Genomic DNA, 17,979 nt, shown 5'->3' on the forward strand with positions numbered 1-17,979 from the left:
TTGCTAAAAAATATTGTTGGTTTTCTCCACGGTGGGAGAACGTCTGGCTGTTTATTATTAAAAAATATTAATATACAGACCAAATAGACTTTAAATTCATAAAACAGTCCAAACTTATCGCAATGCGCTAATTATCAGTACGTTACAAATATTAGTTCCACACATGTTTCACGAACGTTCCACGTGAATACATAACTATCTCATTATCAATAGTTTATTTTTTTTACTTCAAAAGGGTAGAAGAGAGGAGTTTAAGGCCAAGTAACACGCCCCTGAGAACGCAATTGTCGCGCTTGTAGAATTTTGAAGAGATGCGGGTATTTAAAGTTCAATTTATAAAAACCTTGCGAATCAAGTTTGATGTGCTCTGGTAACAATCCAAAAGTATCGGCAGGTAGCAAAACCTCCATTCGTGCAATAGGAACGTTATGCCCATCAATGGTCGAACAAATGGTATAAAGGCACTCCAGGAATCATTCCCTTATTCATAGGATGATGCAATTAGGTTTAGGACGTTAGAGAAGCAGAAATCACAAATCATACCAAATATAAGTTTTTACACCATTATCTCTATTCTATTGTACCTATATAATACTGTTTTATTCTTTATAGAAAAAAATAAATGTATTATAATTTACATTATGTTAAATAAAACAATCGCAATTCTGATATACACCTTAAATACACTGTATTTACAACCTTTTTCTACCAAAACACGTCTTTCATTTACTTTGTAGAAACTAATTTTGAACAATTACATATCCCCATGAAAACCATCATAATCTCCTTATTTTTAGGCATTTTGATAACAGCTTGTAAATCTGATGTAAATCCAAACCGTGTGTTGACAAAAGCAAAACTTGTCAATGCGCTCGCAGTTGATGGTTGTGGCTGGCACTTTGAAGTAAATTTGATAGATGAAATCGGCTCCTATGTCGCCAGCGATGCTTCAAATGAGAAAGTAAACGCCTTAATCTCACAAGCAAGAGATCAATATGGCATTTATGTTTTAGAAGTAGAAATGAGCTTTGAACTGACTGGAAAGAAGAAAAAAGTTATGTGTGGCTGGGGAAAAACTCCTGAATTTGACGAAATTAACATCCAAGAAATCAAGGTTTTACGTTAAACCTCCTCCCCTCCCACACACAAAAAAAGCAGCATCATTACGATGCTGCTTTTTTTATTTTATATGAAGTAAGTGTTGTTTATTTTGCTTCTTCGCAAGCTACTTTCTTTTCTTCAAATTGCTTCAAAATGGTATCCAATTGCTTCATAATCTCTACCACCTGATCTTCTTCCTTGATGGCTTTTGCCTTTACGAAATATGGTTGAGATTGTTTGAATTTACCACATACTTTGGCTTCAATTTCTTTACCTTTCGTGTTGTAGTCTTTCATATCCATCGCATCCACAACTGCCTTCATCTCAACTGCTTCATTGAAATAAAATACGCCCAAATTGAAGAGTGCATCGTAGTTGTTGCCATCAATGGCCAATGCTTTGTCATAAGCTTCTTTAGCAGCTACACGCGCTACATTTTGCTTCGCTGTCAAGTCGGCTAGTTTTGCTGTAACATCACCCAAAGCCGCTACTTCTTCTTTAGCTTTAGCTAGTTCTGCTTTAGCTTCTTCCCAAGCCGCTTTATTTTCTTTTTGCTTGGTTTCTGCTTCAGTTTTTTGACGTTTTAAATCAGCGTTTTTAGGTTGTTTTGCAATCAAACCAGCAATACGCTTAATTTCATCGGCAAACACTTTATCCGTTTCTTCAGCATCTTTGATTTTGCGCTCTACCCCTGCCGTCTTTTTTGAGCTATCTTTCAATTTACGAATTTCAGCTGATGCTACATTCGCTTCGTTGTCATTAATGATACCCAAGTTCAACGGATACTGTGCATTTTTAGGGTCAAGCTCAATCAATTCTTTCAAACCTGCCTTAGCTTCCGTCATTTTGTTCATGTCCAAGTACACATTTACTTGTTCTGATTTAAAAGCGGCTTTACTCGCTGGTAGCGCTATCATTCCTTTTTCGAGGATTTGGAGCGCCTTGTCATTTTTCTTTTCTACCCGATATAGCTGTGCCAATAACGAATAATTGCTGGCATCTTTACCACCTTTGTCAATGTAGCTTTCCATCATTGTGGCCGCTACATCATTTTTTTGGCTCTGCATTGCGCTATATGCTCCATATAGTGGTGCCAATGTATCTTTTGGATTCACTTCTTGGGCTACTGTAAAAAATTTGATAGCACCTGCATAATTCTTCACCTGAAACTTCTCAGCTCCTTGTTTAACAAGCGCTTGTCCCAAGTTCACACCAGAGTCATCTGTACCACCTGTCAAAAACTTTTGGGCTTCTTTGGTTACTTTCCCAGGTTTTGCCGCATCTACCTCTACTGCTTTTTTGAAAGAATCATAGGCTACCATGGCAGCACTTGAGTCCATTTCTGTGTATAAGCGAGCGATTTCATCATAGAGTTTACCGCGATCTAACCAGGTTGAAGATTTCGCAGCCGCCTTTGGATCTGCAATTGCTTTATCACTTTTCTCTTTGTCCTTTTTCTTTTGCTCTAACAAAAGTTTGTCCACCTGTGCCGAGGCAGAAACGGTAAACAATCCGAAAGCAGACATTAAAAACAGCTTCTTCATTTTTGGATTCGTTGTGTTAAGTGTTAAGTTGAAAATTTGTGCAAAAAACGGATACTCGTTAGGTTTATTGTTATTCGGTCGTTTCCGTTGACTCAGAAGTCTCGGTAGTATTGTCAATTATTAATCCTTCTTCTTCCTCCAGTTCTTCTTTTTCAATTCGAGTAACCGATGAAATTTCGTCACTGTCGCTGAGTTTGATAAGGCGAACTCCTTGGGTATTGCGCCCTGCCACCCGAATTTCTTGAACCGACATCCGAATGGCAATGCCAGAACGGTTGATAATCATCAAATCATCGGTTTCACTTACTTCTTTGATGGCGACAAGGTTTCCTACTTTGTCCGTAATGTTGAGGGTAGTTACGCCCTTGGCTCCACGGTTGGTAACCCGATAATCTTCGATAGGCGAACGTTTTCCGTAACCATTTTCTGAAACTACCAAAAGTTGCTTATCGGTGCCGCTTACGCAAAGCATACCAATCGCTTTATTGTTTCCTTCTTCACCCAATTCAATACCTTTTACTCCAGCTGCGGTACGACCCATCGGACGAACGCGGCTTTCGTGGAACCGAACGGCTTTACCTTCTTTTGAGGCAATGACAATTTCATTATCACCATTGGTTAGGGCTACATCCAACAAGCGATCTCCTTCATTGATTGAGATAGCGATGATTCCATTAACCCGTGGTCGTGAATATGCCTCTAGGAGGGTTTTCTTGATGGTACCTGATTCGGTACACATAATCAAGTAATTGTTATTGATGTAATCTGCATCACTCAGCGTACGCACATTGATTACAGCCCGTACTTTATCACCCGATTCAATATTGATAAGATTTTGAATGGGTCGGCCTTTTGATACTTTTGAACCTTCGGGGATTTCATACACTTTTAGCCAATACAGGCGGCCAAACTCAGTAAAAATCAAAAGGTAGTTCAACATAGTTGCTGAAAACAAATGTTCAGTAAAGTCATCGTCTTTGGTAGTAACACCACGAGACCCCACTCCTCCCCTGCCTTGGGTACGGTACTCACTCAAAGGGGTACGCTTCACGTAACCTTGGTGCGAAATGGTAATCAACATTTCTTCATCCGCAATCATGTCCTCATCGGCAAACTCTTCGGCAGCATACTCAATTTTTGAGCGTCTTTCGTCGCCATAACGTGCCCGAAGCTCGGCAAGTTCGTCCTTGATAACTTGGAATTTACGAGGTTCATTCGCCAAAATATCCAGTAAATCAGCAATTAACTTCATCAACTCATCGTACTCAAGAATAATTTTATCACGCTCCATACCCGTCAAACGTTGAAGACGCATATCAAGAATGGCTCTGGCTTGGGCTTCGCTTAAACTGAATTGCTCAATCAAACCATTACGGGCAGTTTCTGGGTCACGGGCACTACGGATAAGGCTGATAACCGCATCTAAATTGTCTAAGGCAATCAACAAACCTTGTAAGATGTGTGCTCGTTTCTCCGCCTCTTTGAGTTCAAATTGCGTACGACGCGTCACGACCTCCAAACGGTGTTCAACGTAGTATTTGATAAGGTCTTTGAGATTGAGCAGTGCAGGACGTCCTTTTACAAGCGCAACGTTATTGATGCTGAACGAAGACTGTAACGGGGTATATTTGTACAAGTGGTTTAAAACAATATTTGGAATACTGTCTTTTTTCAACTCAAATACGATACGAACACCTTCACGGTCTGATTCATCGCGAATGGCTGAAATTCCCTCTAATTTTTTCTCATTAACCAAATCAGCGATACGCTTAATCATATCCGCTTTATTGACCATGTACGGAATTTCAGTCACTACGATTTGCTCGCGTCCCGTTTTGGTTTGTTCAAAAGTTGCCACTGCACGCATCACCACACGACCACGCCCTGTTTCGTAAGCAGAACGAACCCCTTGGTACCCGTAAATAATCGCACCTGTTGGAAAATCTGGTGCTTTGACGTACTGAATCAATTCAGAAACGGTAATATCGTTGTTATCGATGTAGGCGATGGTTCCATCAAGAACCTCGGTGAGGTTGTGAGGTGCCATATTAGTCGCCATACCTACTGCAATCCCTGATGAACCATTGAGGAGTAAGTTGGGTAGTTTGGCGGGAAGAACACTTGGTTCTTCGTCCGAATCGTCGTAATTTGGTTGAAAATTGACGGTATCTTTGTTGATATCCACCAGCATTTCTTCTGCAATGCGCTTGAGACGTGACTCTGTATAACGCATCGCTGCGGGTGAATCTCCATCTAACGAACCAAAGTTTCCTTGACCATCAATCAATGGATAGCGTAACGACCAAGGTTGCGCCATACGAACCATGGTATCGTAAATGGACGAATCCCCGTGTGGGTGATACTTCGCCATTACGTCCCCGACCGTGCGTGCCGACTTTTTGTAGGGGCGATTGTGCAGGAAGCCCGATTCAAACATAGCATAAAGCACCCGTCGGTGGACGGGCTTGAGTCCGTCGCGGGCATCGGGAAGGGCACGCGAGATAATTACCGACATTGAATAGTCAATGTAGGCCGTCCGCATCTCCTCCTCGATGTTAATAGGGATAATGTTGCTGGTGTTTTCTGACATAAATTAAAATTAAATGCTTATATGTACAAAAATACACCAAATACTTTAGATAGGCAAAATTAGCGACGTTTACCCCGTTTTTCGGAGGCTTGGCTACGCTTTTCAGCTTTTGTTCTGGGCATACCAAACAAGTATGGTTTAGGGAAAGTGCCTCTACCGCGCACCACCCGCTTTCCATGACTGTGGTTGTATTTCACTTTGCATCCTTTGATAGGGCACTGACGGTACCAACACCCTTCAAATGTGAGTGCTACAGCAAACATTAAGATAACTAAAGCGGCACTTTTCATGTAATCTTCTTCATCAAAAAGACCAAGATAGTGAGGAGACGTACAAAAACCAAAAAGTTCAGTTGCTCTTTCAGCTCTGAGCTATGGAGGCATTTATTTTAGCAAATCACTTTGTAAGTAGTAAAGCAAAAGTTCTAGCGGAATTCAAAGTAGCCTCGGAAGAGGCGCAACATTTATAGTAGCTGCAGGAGTTTTTTAATTTTTGCCTCGGAGACACATAGCCTGTTGTTTTGTCAGGTTTTCAAACGGAGGCGTTTATTTCAACAATTTTTAAACAAAAAAGGCTACGAAAATTCGTAGCCTTTGCGAGCCCCCAGCTGAGGCGACCCCGCAGCGACCTTCTGATTACAAGCGGCAGGCGTTCCTGGCAGTTGCTCTATCAGCTGAGCTATCCAGGCGTTTATTTCAATAATTTTTAAACAAAAAAGGCTACGAAAATTCGTAGCCTTTGCGAGCCCCCAGCCGGGATCAAACCAGCGACCTACTGATTACAAGTCAGTTGCTCTATCAGCTGAGCTATGGAGGCGTTCCATTATCAAATTTTGGTGTTACCCAAGAGAGATTATCTCGTCGAAAATCTCTTTAGAGCCCCCAGCCGGGATCAAACCAGCGACCTACTGATTACAAGTCAGTTGCTCTATCAGCTGAGCTATGGAGGCATTACATTAGAAATTTTGGTGTTACCCAAAGGAGATTATCTCGTCGAAAATCTCTTTAGAGCCCCCAGCCGGGATCAAATCGCAGGGGCGACCCCGCAGCGACCTTCTGATTACAAGCGGCAGGCGTTCCTGGCAGTTGCTCTATCAGCTGAGCTATGGAGGCGTTCCATTATCAAATTTTGGTGTTACCCAAGAGAGATTATCTCGTCGATATTCTCTTTAGAGCCCCCAGCCGGGATCAAATCGCAGGGGCGACCCCGCAGCGACCTTCTGATTACAAGCGGCAGGCGTTCCTAGCAGTTGCTCTATCAGCTGAGCTATGGAGGCATTACATTAGAAATTTTGGTGTTACCCAAAGGAGATTATCTCGTCGAAAATCTCTTTAGAGCCCCCAGCCGGGATCAAACCAGCGACCTACTGATTACAAGTCAGTTGCTCTATCAGCTGAGCTATGGAGGCGTTCCATTTTTTTCGTGGTGCAAAAGTAGCGTTTTAAATAATACAACGCTACTTTTTTCTAAAAAATTTTAGAGTGCTTCACGAACAATTTTTAGTTGTTGCTTTAAATCAGCGAGTTGCTTTTGGGCAATAATGATTTTTTTCTCGAATTCTGCGCGAACTTTTTCGCCGTTTTTAGAGCGGCCGAAAAATTCAATATTATTTTGCCAAATGGTCAAATCATTTTCAATTTGGGTCATGCGGCGGCGAATATCAGATTCTTTACGCTGGAGGCTACGAGAGTCTCCTTCGTTTGAGTTTGAAGAATCATTATCCATCATCACTTGATCACGCTCTTTTGGCGAAAGTTTACCAATAGCGCTTACATACGAATTAACAGCGTCGATGTAACGTTTGTTAATCGCTTGCATGTCTTTCTTAGGCACAAATCCGATGCTTGACCATTCTGATTTGAATGCATTCAATTCTTTCAAATTAGCGCCTTCGTTTTTAGCACCTGCCTCTATCTTTTCGCACAATGCCTGCTTCAAGCTCAAGTTTTCGGTAAACTCACGCTCAATCTCAGAGTTTTTGGCGCGCTTACGGTCAAAATACGCATCACATGCTTTTTTGAAACGTTCAAAGATTGAATCTTTGAACTTCTCAGGAACTTGCCCAATTTGCTTCCATTGTTTTTGTAACGCAATTACTTTATCCGTATTTGCCGACGAATCTTCGGAAGTTTCTATGATAGCCTCAACCGCCTCGCACAACTCGGTTTTTAATTTCAAGTTTTGCTCCCGCTTAGCTTCTAACTGACGGAAAAACTCGCCTTTGTTGTGGAAAAAAGTTTTAAGTGTTGCCCAGAATTTTTTGCTCAACTCGCGACCTTCTTCACGAAGCATTTGCCCTTTTGTATTCACCCACTGTTCTTGCAAGGCCACCACTTCTTTGGTTTTTTCATTCCATTCGTTGATGCTGCTTGATGTGAATGAAGTATAAGGAACGAGCGTTTCGTATATTTTCGATTTTACTTCATAATTCTGAGCCAACACGTGTTTCTGCGCATCAGCTTGGGCACGACGAGCATCGTGAATAGCATCCAAAGCCAACTTTAAACGTTGCCATAACACTTCTTGCTCCGCCTTTGGGCCTGGACCAATGTGCTTGTATTCGTCAAAGTGCGCATTTGCCTCTTCCAAGACGGCTTTAGACAAGGTCGTGTTTTCGAGCGACTTCGCCAAAGATTCTACTTTTTCTACGAGTTCGGTTTTTTGTTGTAAGTTTTTCTTACGGTCAAGCTCCTTCAACTCATAGTAAATATTACGATTACTGTAGTATCGGTCAATTAACGCGTGGAATGTTGCCCAAAGCGTGCTGTTGTGTGGCGACGCAATGTTTCCCGCAGCTTTCCATTCGTCCTGAATTTTTTTAAACTCTTGCCAGCTTGACCCAGGATTTGTTGTATTGCTCTCATCGTTTTCTACCAATTCGCGCAAGCGTTGGAGCAACTGAGTTTTTGAGGCAAAATTTTTATCCTTCGATTTTTCGAGGTCCTGGAAGTAATGATTTTTTACGTCCTTAATTTGGCGATACAGCGCATCAAATTGCAACGTCAGTTCGTCAGGTTTGAATTCGAAGCCGTCTTCAGACTCGTTTTCAGCCAAATATTTTTTTAAGGCTTCCTCACGCTCTGTTTTTTTACTTTGGTCAAAATGGACCTTCGCTTCTTTCAATACCTCATCGGTACGTTTAAAATCAGCAGGTTTTGCATTTTCGCCTTTGGCCAATGCAAGCTGACTTTCCAACAAACTAACAAAGTCTTTTCTGCTTAGTTGACCATAGTCAACTACCTGTTCATCAGCCACTTCTAACGCTTCCATGGCCTCTACACTCGCTTGAGTGAGTTGTTCGCTTTCGCTAAGTTCTGCTCCGTCGTTAATCATCGTAAATTTGGTCGTAATCGCTTAGATTTGCAAAAATAATAATTATAGCCGTTTTTCGGTGTTTTAAAGCCTGTTTTTCATTTATAGTTATTTTTCTTCCAAATGGATAGTTCAACAATTGCTCATCTTCGCAAAGATTATACGCTAAACGGGTTGCGTAAGGAAGATGTTTTAGAAAACCCAATTGATCAATTTAAGCGTTGGTTTGCCGAAGCATTGGCCTCTCAAGTCGTTGAGCCAAATGGAATGGTTTTAAGTACCATTGGTCGGGATGGGTATCCCCACGGTCGTGTTGTCTTATTAAAAGATGTGGACACGCGCGGTTTTAGTTTTTATACCAATTATCTTAGCCATAAAGGCGACGATTTGGCCCAGCACCCTGTCGCTTCTCTTACTTTTTGGTGGCCCGAACTAGAACGACAAGTTCGTATTATTGGGAAGGTTGAAAAAGTAGATTCGGCAGAGTCTGATGCTTATTTTGCTATTCGACCACGTGGGAGTCAGATTGGGGCTTGGGTTTCGGAACAAAGCCAAACAATCGCCAACCGAGAGGTGTTAGAAGAAAAATTGGCGGCGTTAGAAGCACAATTTTCCGACCAAACCATCCCTCGTCCGCCGCATTGGGGTGGATACCGAGTGCTTCCTCATCAAATTGAATTTTGGCAAGGACGCCCTAGTCGTCTTCACGACCGTTTATGCTATACTTATGAATCAAATGAATGGAAACTAGAAAGACTTTCTCCTTAGCAAAAAATGTATCAATTATACCTATTTAATCACTAAAAAGTATGCCTTACAAAACTCCTAAAGACCTCACTAGAATCGGAGTCTTTTATGACGGAAATTATTTTTTACACGTAAGTAATTATTATAACTACACGCACGAACGCCGCAGTCGTATTAGTATTAATGGCTTACACGATTTTATTCGACAAAAAGTAGCAGATTTAGAAGGAAGCACCCCCAGGCTCTGCCAGATTGTTGATGCCCACTATTTTAGGGGTCGTCTGACAGCAGGAGAGGCCAGCCAACGGGGTGATTTGCTGTATTATGAGCGGGTTTTTGACGATATTCTTATGTCTGAAGGAGTTACGACCCATTACTTGCCCGTCAGAAGTGTGCTTGGCAAAAAATACGAAAAAGGAATTGATGTTTGGTTGGCACTCGAAGCGTTTGAGATGGCTTTTTACAAACGTTTTGACATTTTAGTCCTTATTGCGGCCGATGGCGATTACGTTCCTTTGGTACGTAAATTAAATACGCTTGGCACGCGCGTTTTGGTATTGGGTTGGGATTTTGAATATACCGATGAAGAAGGTAATCGCTTTTTTACGCGTACCTCCCAAGACCTCCTCTCGGAAGTTACCTATCCTATTGCCATGCACGACATTATCAATGGCCGCAACGAAGCCCTCACCAATCAGCTGTTTGTACCTCGAAACAAAATCAAGTTTTTCCCTAAACAAGAAGAAAATTCAGCTGTAGATGGCGAGCAGGCTAATGAACACGATGGCTCACCCGAAGAAGGAATCAGAGATTCTTCCGAAGCGCTAGAATTTGACCCTGAGCAACGTCAAGAGAGCACTATCTTGTCATTAAAGGATGGTTTTGGGTTTATCAAATACCCTCCTAACAATGTATTTTTTCATTATACGAGTCTTCGCGAATTTGATTTTAATGACCTCACTGTCGGCGACCGCGTACAGTTTACCCTTGAAGAAAAAGAAGGTGGGCGTGCTGTGGGTTATGACGTTTTTGTCTTAGAAGCATTCAAACATCTTCATCCATTGAGTAGCTAATTTTACTTTCCAAGCGCCCGAGACTTTCTGTATTTTCGGGCGCTTTTTTTAGGCTATTTTTCACTCAGTCTTCTTACCATTTCATAACAAGCCCGACTGTTATGATAGGGACATTTCCAGAAATTTATTTTGTCGCCTTTGATTGTTGTCAATTCGGGCGTCACCGACCCATACCATTCTCCACGCTGGCTATCAATGAAGTATTTTTTTATAAACGCCCAGCTTTTTTCCGCCTTCTCTTTAAAATGAGTTTCTTTGGTTAGCTGGTACGCATTATAAAAACCCACCATTTGTTCTGCCAATACCCACCAACTGCGTTCTTGATTGAGGTGATTGGTCGCAGGGTCAAATTCGTAATGCAAAGCACCATCCTCTCCCAGTCCAGTACAGGCTGCTGTGGCTACTTTGATACATTTTTGTTTTACCCGTTCCGTGCGAGAGGGGTCATGCAATATTTCGGCAGTTTCCCACAACAACCATGATGCTTCAATGTCGTGGCCGTATGAAATCGTTTGCGCTTGGGGTGACCACCTTTGGTCAAAAAAAAGCCGCAGCCGATGGGTGTCTGAATCTATGAGCTTTTCGAGAAACATATCGAGCAAGTGTCCCACACGTTGTTTTAATACTGCATCTGGCCAAATCCTATACAAGTTGGTAAAGGCTTCGATTAGGTGCAAATGTGTATTTTGAGATTTATTCCAAGGCATTTTGCTGAGTATCAAATCATCAACGGCTTCCCATTTTGTGCCATATGATTCAAAATACCCGCCAAATTCTGCATCATACCCGTGCTTATCGACCACCTGAAAAAGCCCTTTGGCAAAATCTAGTGCAGGCTGAAATTTTGAGGCAGCATAATATTCACTGATGCCATAAATGGCAAAAGCTTGGGCATAAAGTTGTTTACGGGTATCGAGGGGAGCCCCTGTTGCAGTAACTGACCAATAAACACCGCCGTTTTGCACATCCCGAAAATGATTGTATAGATAATGGTATGCCCTGTCAGCCAAAACCAAATACTTTCGACGATGAAAATAACGGTACGCCGACGAGAACGTCCACAAAATACGGCTAGTAAGTATGACTGAGCGGGCGGCGTCCAACACAGGTTTGTTATCATAATTGACCCTGCCATGAAACCCACCACGTTCGTAATCGGGGGCATATTTTTCCCAATAGGCAAGAATTCGTTTCCATTCGGTCAATGCTTCACGGGCCAGTGGTTCCATTTGTATCAAGTAATAAAAAATGAGCGTTTAGGTACAAAGAAGATTCATAGCCAAATCTCATTTACCTTTGCTTCCGTCATTTTAATCATTTGTAGTATGCAGCAAGCCTTTGAACAATTTATCCAGGACAAAGCACTTTTTACCCACCATAATCGGCTATTGCTGACAGTGAGCGGTGGCATAGACTCCGTCGTACTTTCCCAGCTTTGCCACGATGCAGGTTATTCATTCGGCATTGCCCATTGCAATTTTCAGTTACGCGGAGAAGAATCAGAGCAAGACGAGCATTTTGTCAAATCCCTTGCCCAAACCTATCAAGTGCCTTTTTATACTACACGCTTTCAAACCAAAAAATACGCCGATGACAAAGGAATTTCGACCCAAATGGCCGCCCGTCATTTGCGTTATAATTGGTTTGAAAGTATAAGAGCCCAATACCAATATGACTTTATTCTGACCGCACACCACCAAGACGATGTGCTAGAAACAATTTTACTCAACCTTACCCGTGGAACGGGATTGGCGGGGCTTCATGGTATTCTTCCCAAAAATGGCCTCATTGTCCGGCCTTTATTGTTTGCGACAAGAAAAGAAATTAACGCTTTTCTAACTGAGAAACAACTTACTTGGCGAGAAGACAGCTCCAATACTTCGGTCGATTATGTGCGAAATCGGCTACGACATGATGTGATTCCAGTTCTTCGTGACATTAATCCACAAATAGCGGCGACCGCTTTTCAAATGGCTGAACGAGTACAAGAGGTAGAAAAAATAGTGGCACAAAGTATTGACGCTACCACTCGCCTGTTTGTATCAACAAAAAACGACGCCGTGTGGCTGAACAAAGCGGTTCTTGAAAATGTAAGTAGCCCGACAGAACATTTGATGTACCATTTGGCAGAATATGGCTTTTCTTACACGCAAGCTGTTCTCATTTGGCAGCAAAGAAACCAGTCGGTTGGAAAACAATTTTTATCTGCTTCGCATCAATTGGTCAATGATCGCCTCCATTGGCTCATTACCCCACTGCCTACTGCTGTCCCCTCTCCTATTTTGCTTACCGCTGATTCGGGTGAAGTAACATTTCAAAAGGCAAAACTACAATGGCATAAATTGAACTCGCTCGAAAAAATCCCTCTTGGTTCTGCACAAATGGCCCACCTTGACTTTGACAAACTAACCTTCCCTTTACGGCTCAGACCGTGGGGAAACGGCGATTGGTTTTGCCCGTCGGGAATGAAAGGAAAACGAAAGAAAGTGAGTGACTTTTTAATAGATTCTAAAATTCCCCGTAGCCTAAAATCAAAGGTATGGGTACTGGAATCTGCCAATGACATTGTTTGGCTGGTGGGCTATCGCGTTGATGAGCGGTACAAAGCACAGGAAAACAGTTCAACAATTTGTGTATTTCAATTTAACGCAAACACCTAACAAACAAATATTTACACATATCATTAAAAAATATTTTTTTTATTTTTCTGTAAATTAGCCTCTTTGCAAACTTCTTTTGGCACAGTATTTGGAGTACCCTTTGCGAAATCCTGTTTTCCTGCTACTGTAACACTAATAACACACAATGAAAACCGTAGTTAAAATGGCGTTGGGATTTGCTCTAACCCTGCTAACGCTCAATTTATTCGCCCAAAGTGCCCGACTACGCTCGGCCAATAGAGCATTCGACGACTACAGTTATGCCGACGCAGTGCGTGGGTATGAAGAGTTTATTCGAAATGACAAAAAAGCTGACCCCGTCGAGCGAAAAGAAGCGCTCGAAAAATTAGCTTACAGCTATCGGCGTCTTCAAGACACCCGAAATGCTGAACGTATTTATGCGGAATTGGTAGAAAAATTCCCTGACGCCGACAGCCGCAATTATCTCTACTACGCACAGGCACTCGCCAGCAACAGCAAATACCGCGAGTCGCAGCGTATGTACAGCAAATACGCAGAGGCACAATCGGCCGACTTACGAGGACGCAAGTTTACGGTCACGTACATGGACATGAATCGTTTTTACAAAGATTCGGCCATGTATCGGGTAGAATACCTCCCCGTAAACTCACGTCAGGCTGATTTTAGCCCCATGTATTACAAAGGTGGTTTGGTATTTGTTTCCGCCCGTGCCGAATCAGGCGTTATCAAGCGCGTTTTCAACTGGAACCAGACACCATTTTTAGATTTGTATTTTGCGCCTGATACTTCGGCCTTAAAAGGTGTTCGTGAGGTATATCGCAACACAACGGCCTCCTTGAGTGGTGCTTCAAAAGATGGCAATTCGGGCACCTTAGCAGAAACTTCGGCAAGTGAAGATTTACCTTTGCCAACCACCAAAGCTGAGAAATTTAGCCGTACGCTCAATACAAAATACCACGAAGGGCCTGCTTCTTTTTTCAAAGATTATACCAAAGTGGTCTTTACCCGCAACAACTATAATAGCGGCAAAGCAAAGAAGAGTAGCGACGGCGTAAATAAATTGAAACTTTACATCGCTGACCAAAAGAACAAAGACTGGGGAAATGTGAAAGAACTGCCTTTCAACAACAACGACTTTTCATGCGGTCACCCTGCACTTTCTCCCGACGATACTAAATTATATTTCGTTTCTGACATGCCAGGTGGTTACGGCGGCACCGATATTTACGTGGTTGAATACAACGGTGGCCAGTGGAGTACACCTGTCAACCTTGGAAAAGAAGTAAACACCGAAGGCAACGAAATGTTCCCGTTCATTGATAGCGGTGGCAATCTTTATTTTGCCTCTGATGGCCACGAAGGCTTGGGTGGACTTGATATTTTTTACGCCGAATTGAAGGACGGAATTGCCTACAAAGGCGTTCAAAACCTAGGTGCTCCTATCAATTCTGAGAAAGACGACTTTGGTCTGATCACCGACAAAGACCGTGGTACAGGTTATTTTAGTTCGAACCGTGCCAAAGGTGTTTCTGATGACAACCTTTACAGTTTCCGTCGAACTTGCCGCCCACTCGACATCCTAGTATATGATGCCAAAACGGGTGCTCCCATTGAAGGCGCTGACGTACGAATCGTAAAAAATGGCTCGAACCAAGACATTCAACAAACGGGAATTGATGGCTCAACTAAAATCTGCCTAGAAGCCCAAACGGATTATGACTTCAAGGCAATTAAAGAAGGATATGCCACCAACAACGTATTGTTTTCAACGATGACCCAGTCGTCGAAACCGCAAATGAGTGTATCGATTTATCTCAACAAAAGCGAAAACACCATTCTCCGTGGAACAGTAAAACGTGAGGTAAATCAAGCTCCTCAGGAGGGAGTAAAAGTGACGCTAAAAGATGAAAAAACAGGCAAGGAAAAAACCGTCGTAACAGGGCCAGATGGTGGCTATGAATTTGAGGTTGATCCTAACCGAAACTATGCCTTGCGCGCTGAAGGTGATGAGTTGGCTACCAACGAACAGCCCATCAACAAAAACAAGAAAAACAAACGCAAAGTAGTAGAAAGCGACTTGAGTATGTATGGAACGGGTGACGTTTTTACGCTTGATAACATCTACTACGACCTTGATAAATTCTTCATCCGCCCCGAAGCTGCCCGCGAACTTGACAAGGTAGTTGCGCTAATGAAAAAGTACCCAACGATGATGATTGAGTTGCGCTCGTTTACCGATAGCCGCGCAAGCGACACCTACAACCTACGCTTGTCAGAGCGCCGCGCCAGAGCTGCTTTTGATTACTTGGTTCGCAAAGGAATTACACCTTCTCGCTTGGAAGCACGCGGCTACGGAGAGTCTGAACTTGTCAATGATTGTAGCAACGGAATAGATTGTAATGAGTCTGATCACCGCCTCAACCGCCGTACTGAATTTAAGATTTTGTCAGTGAAAGGAACAGGCGAAGAAGCCATTGGCAAATAAGCGTTCGATTGAGACACAAAGATAAAAAAGTGTTAGTTAAGTACAGGAAGCAAGCGGCGGGGCAACATTTTGCCTCGCCGTTTTGTTTATATATAAAAATAAAGCACCATTCGTTTTATTATCAGCTTATTACATTACTTTACTTTACAAGTACTCTATTTTTGAACACTGTTAGTTTTTACACTTTACTGCGTTTTACCAAACGATTTTAAACCCATTTTCGATGCGAATTTCACTCATTGCCGCCATGTCAGAAAACCGTGCTATCGGATTAAAAGGCCGACTTCCTTGGCCTCATTTACCCAATGACTGGGCTAATTTTTTTAAGGTTACGGAAGGTTGTCGAATGATTATGGGCAGAAAAAGTTATGATACACCCGACCGACTTTGGTCCAAAGCAGGAAATTTTGTCATTACCCGCCAAGCAGATTTCCCCCTTGACGAAGGTTTTGAAAGGGTCAGTAGTTTGGAAGAAGCACTAGAACATTGTAAAGACGATAAGGAAGTTTTTGTCATTGGTGGTGAAGAAATTTTTCGCCAAGCACTTCCACTGGCCGACTGCATTCACCTCACTTTGGTGCACGGCGTTTTTGAAGGAGATGCGTTTTTTCCTGCGTTCAATGAAACCGATTTCCATATAAAAAGTCGGCAAGAATTTCCTGCCGACTCGTCACATTTGTATTCGTACGCGTTCTTAGTTTACGAAAGAAAGCATTAAGATTTTACCCGAATTAAATACCTCGGGCGAGTCTCCGTAGCGCGCATTGCTGGGTTTAAAAAAGGCAAAGTTAAGCCCGTCACGTGAAAATTTTGGTACTGGTTCACCACTTCAAAAGCGCTGCCAGAAGCCTTAATGGACGTGTATCCTTGCTCATCTGTATAGACCAGTTTAGGCTGTTTTGAGCTTTCGTTTTTCAAGGCAGATTCCGTACGAATCACGGGGGTAATTCGGCTTGTGTAGTAGTCCAAAGCACTGTGAAAAATGTTATATTCCCCCTCGGGTGCTAAGTCATAAATGACAAAATTTGGGAGTTCGGCTTTGTGTATTTTTGCCACTTCCTGCCCAACGACCGAACCTGTTTGATAACGTAAAAGGGATGGATAAAAATGACCATTCATCACCAAGTTTGCGGCGATAGCGGTGAGTAATGGCGCAAAAACGAGCTGCGAAAATGCAGGGCGTTTTTTATTATACAGCTGAACAATCAGTACTGCCAACAGCCCAAAAACGATGATCAAAAAAATATTTTCGAGCGGGAAAGCCCACGTTGACAAAATCAGAATGGCCAATCCCATAACACAAGTTGTTACAATCAAAGCAATTTTTACCCAACGAAATGCGCCAATTGAAGGATGTTCAATAAGCTTGCTCAAGTACCGCGCTGTGATAACGGCTCCCAGCGGAAAAACCACAAATGTATAATGCGGAAGTTGGTACTGTGCGGTGGAAAGCGCCATAAAAGGCAACACAAAACCACCCAAAGAAATGGCTTCCTGTGAGGCGTCTAGGCGGAATTTATTGCGGATAATTTCTCGAATAAAATCAACCAATCCTGGAGTAAAAGCCAAAACCCAAGGCAAAAAGCTCCAAAGGAAATTGTGCGATTGGAAAAACAAACCTGGGCTATTGTTCCATTCGTTCTCGCCCGTAATCCGCCCAAAGCTTTGTTCCCAAAAGAAAAAGTACAAACCGTGTGAACCGTATTGACGTTGTAACCCAATGCAATACGGCACCAAAACGATTCCGACGATTAAGATTCCGATAAGCCAGCGAGGGTCAAAAATGTTTTTCCATTGACGTTTTAGCGCAAAATCAACAAAAAAACCAGCCCCAACGACAATGACGCTGATGGGTCCTTTGGCCAACATTCCTAATCCTACAAACACAAATGCTCCTATAAAATGAGACCATTTTCGGTGTTTTAGGTATTCAGCCAATTGCCAGATGGCTACTGTGACGCAGTTGGTCAACAATGTATCGCAACGAACGTCGTGGTTCATCAAAAAAAATGCCTGACAGCTCCCCATTACCAAGGCGGCAATGTAGGCCGTTTGCTCTGAATAATATAATTTGGCAAAACGATAAATGGCGTAAATTCCCAATAAGGTAGAAAGAATAGGCACTAGACGATACGCAAAATTGGTCGCCCCAAAGATTTTGAGAATCATCGCTGTCACCCAAAAAAGCAACGGGGGTTTATCGAGGTAATAGTCTTTTTCTCGGAATTGTACTTCTAAAAATTCGTTATTATCGGCCATTTCGCGACCAATGGAGGCATATTGAGCGGCATCAATATCCATAATATCAACACCAAATGCTCCTACTAAATACACCACCAGCAATGCCGCAAATGGCAATAAACGATTGTAATTCATAATTTAGATTTGTGGGTTATTTTTGAACCATATAAGACATATAAGGGATTATAAGTGCTCGCGCGCAGTTAAATCATACATTTTTCTTATATGTCTTATATGGTTTTTG

At 42.4% G+C, this 17,979-nt stretch carries 11 protein-coding genes and 3 tRNA genes; 6 read left to right on the plus strand and 8 right to left on the minus strand.

Annotated features, from left to right (window positions below; all coding sequences use genetic code 11):
* The first annotated feature begins 766 nt into the window (after positions 1–766).
* Complete coding sequence (locus AC23P2_RS07345) at positions 767–1,126, plus strand: hypothetical protein (RefSeq protein WP_487772586.1); 360 nt, start codon at positions 767–769, stop codon at positions 1,124–1,126.
* A 79-nt stretch (positions 1,127–1,205) separates the two neighbouring features.
* Here AC23P2_RS07345 and AC23P2_RS07350 read toward each other — a convergent pair whose 3' ends face one another.
* The 6 genes from AC23P2_RS07350 to AC23P2_RS07375 form a co-directional block, all read right to left on the minus strand.
* Entirely contained in the window at positions 1,206–2,645 is a 1,440-nt protein-coding gene (locus tag AC23P2_RS07350; RefSeq protein ID WP_487772587.1) for a tetratricopeptide repeat protein, read from the minus strand.
* Positions 2,646–2,715: 70 nt separating this feature from the next.
* Positions 2,716–5,235, minus strand: coding sequence for a DNA gyrase subunit A (gyrA, locus tag AC23P2_RS07355; protein ID WP_487772588.1), 2,520 nt, complete (start codon positions 5,233–5,235; stop codon positions 2,716–2,718).
* Positions 5,236–5,978: 743 nt separating this feature from the next.
* Positions 5,979–6,051, minus strand: a tRNA-Thr gene (locus AC23P2_RS07360).
* A 60-nt stretch (positions 6,052–6,111) separates the two neighbouring features.
* Positions 6,112–6,184 (minus strand) — tRNA-Thr (locus AC23P2_RS07365).
* A 386-nt stretch (positions 6,185–6,570) separates the two neighbouring features.
* Positions 6,571–6,643, minus strand: a tRNA-Thr gene (locus AC23P2_RS07370).
* Between the two features lie 68 nt (positions 6,644–6,711).
* Positions 6,712–8,568 (minus strand): DUF349 domain-containing protein, encoded by a 1,857-nt coding sequence (locus AC23P2_RS07375; RefSeq protein WP_487772589.1) that lies wholly within the window; start codon positions 8,566–8,568, stop codon positions 6,712–6,714.
* A 102-nt stretch (positions 8,569–8,670) separates the two neighbouring features.
* On the opposite strand from AC23P2_RS07375, the gene pdxH reads away from it, so the two are divergent.
* Together pdxH and AC23P2_RS07385 are read left to right on the plus strand one after the other, a co-directional pair.
* A complete protein-coding gene (pdxH, locus tag AC23P2_RS07380; protein WP_487772590.1) occupies positions 8,671–9,315 on the plus strand; it encodes a pyridoxamine 5'-phosphate oxidase in 645 nt (214 codons plus the stop codon).
* Positions 9,316–9,356: 41 nt separating this feature from the next.
* Positions 9,357–10,367 carry an NYN domain-containing protein gene (locus tag AC23P2_RS07385; protein WP_487772591.1) on the plus strand — a complete coding sequence of 337 codons (1,011 nt, stop codon included), beginning with the start codon at positions 9,357–9,359 and terminating at the stop codon, positions 10,365–10,367.
* A 53-nt stretch (positions 10,368–10,420) separates the two neighbouring features.
* Here the strand turns inward: AC23P2_RS07385 and AC23P2_RS07390 are convergent, their stop codons facing one another.
* The gene (locus tag AC23P2_RS07390) at positions 10,421–11,596 is read right to left on the minus strand and encodes an AGE family epimerase/isomerase (protein WP_487772592.1); all 1,176 of its coding nucleotides are present in this window, start codon (positions 11,594–11,596) and stop codon (positions 10,421–10,423) included.
* A 96-nt stretch (positions 11,597–11,692) separates the two neighbouring features.
* Here AC23P2_RS07390 and tilS point away from each other — a divergent pair, with 96 nt between their 5' ends.
* From tilS to AC23P2_RS07405, 3 genes are all read left to right on the plus strand, one after another.
* Positions 11,693–13,027, plus strand: coding sequence for a tRNA lysidine(34) synthetase TilS (gene tilS, locus AC23P2_RS07395; RefSeq protein ID WP_487772593.1), 1,335 nt, complete (start codon positions 11,693–11,695; stop codon positions 13,025–13,027).
* 145 nt (positions 13,028–13,172) lie between these two features.
* On the plus strand, positions 13,173–15,494 hold the full coding sequence (locus tag AC23P2_RS07400; RefSeq protein ID WP_487772594.1) for an OmpA family protein: 2,322 nt from the start codon (positions 13,173–13,175) through the stop codon (positions 15,492–15,494).
* A 223-nt stretch (positions 15,495–15,717) separates the two neighbouring features.
* A complete protein-coding gene (locus AC23P2_RS07405; protein WP_487772595.1) occupies positions 15,718–16,212 on the plus strand; it encodes a dihydrofolate reductase in 495 nt (164 codons plus the stop codon).
* On the opposite strand, the gene AC23P2_RS07410 is transcribed toward AC23P2_RS07405, so the two are convergent.
* Positions 16,209–17,870 carry an ArnT family glycosyltransferase gene (locus AC23P2_RS07410; RefSeq protein WP_487772596.1) on the minus strand — a complete coding sequence of 554 codons (1,662 nt, stop codon included), beginning with the start codon at positions 17,868–17,870 and terminating at the stop codon, positions 16,209–16,211. The two genes, AC23P2_RS07405 and AC23P2_RS07410, sit on opposite strands and share 4 nt — an antisense overlap.
* Positions 17,871–17,979 lie beyond the last annotated feature (109 nt).

The sequence above is a fragment of the Runella sp. R0.1_18 genome (genome assembly GCF_057652155.1).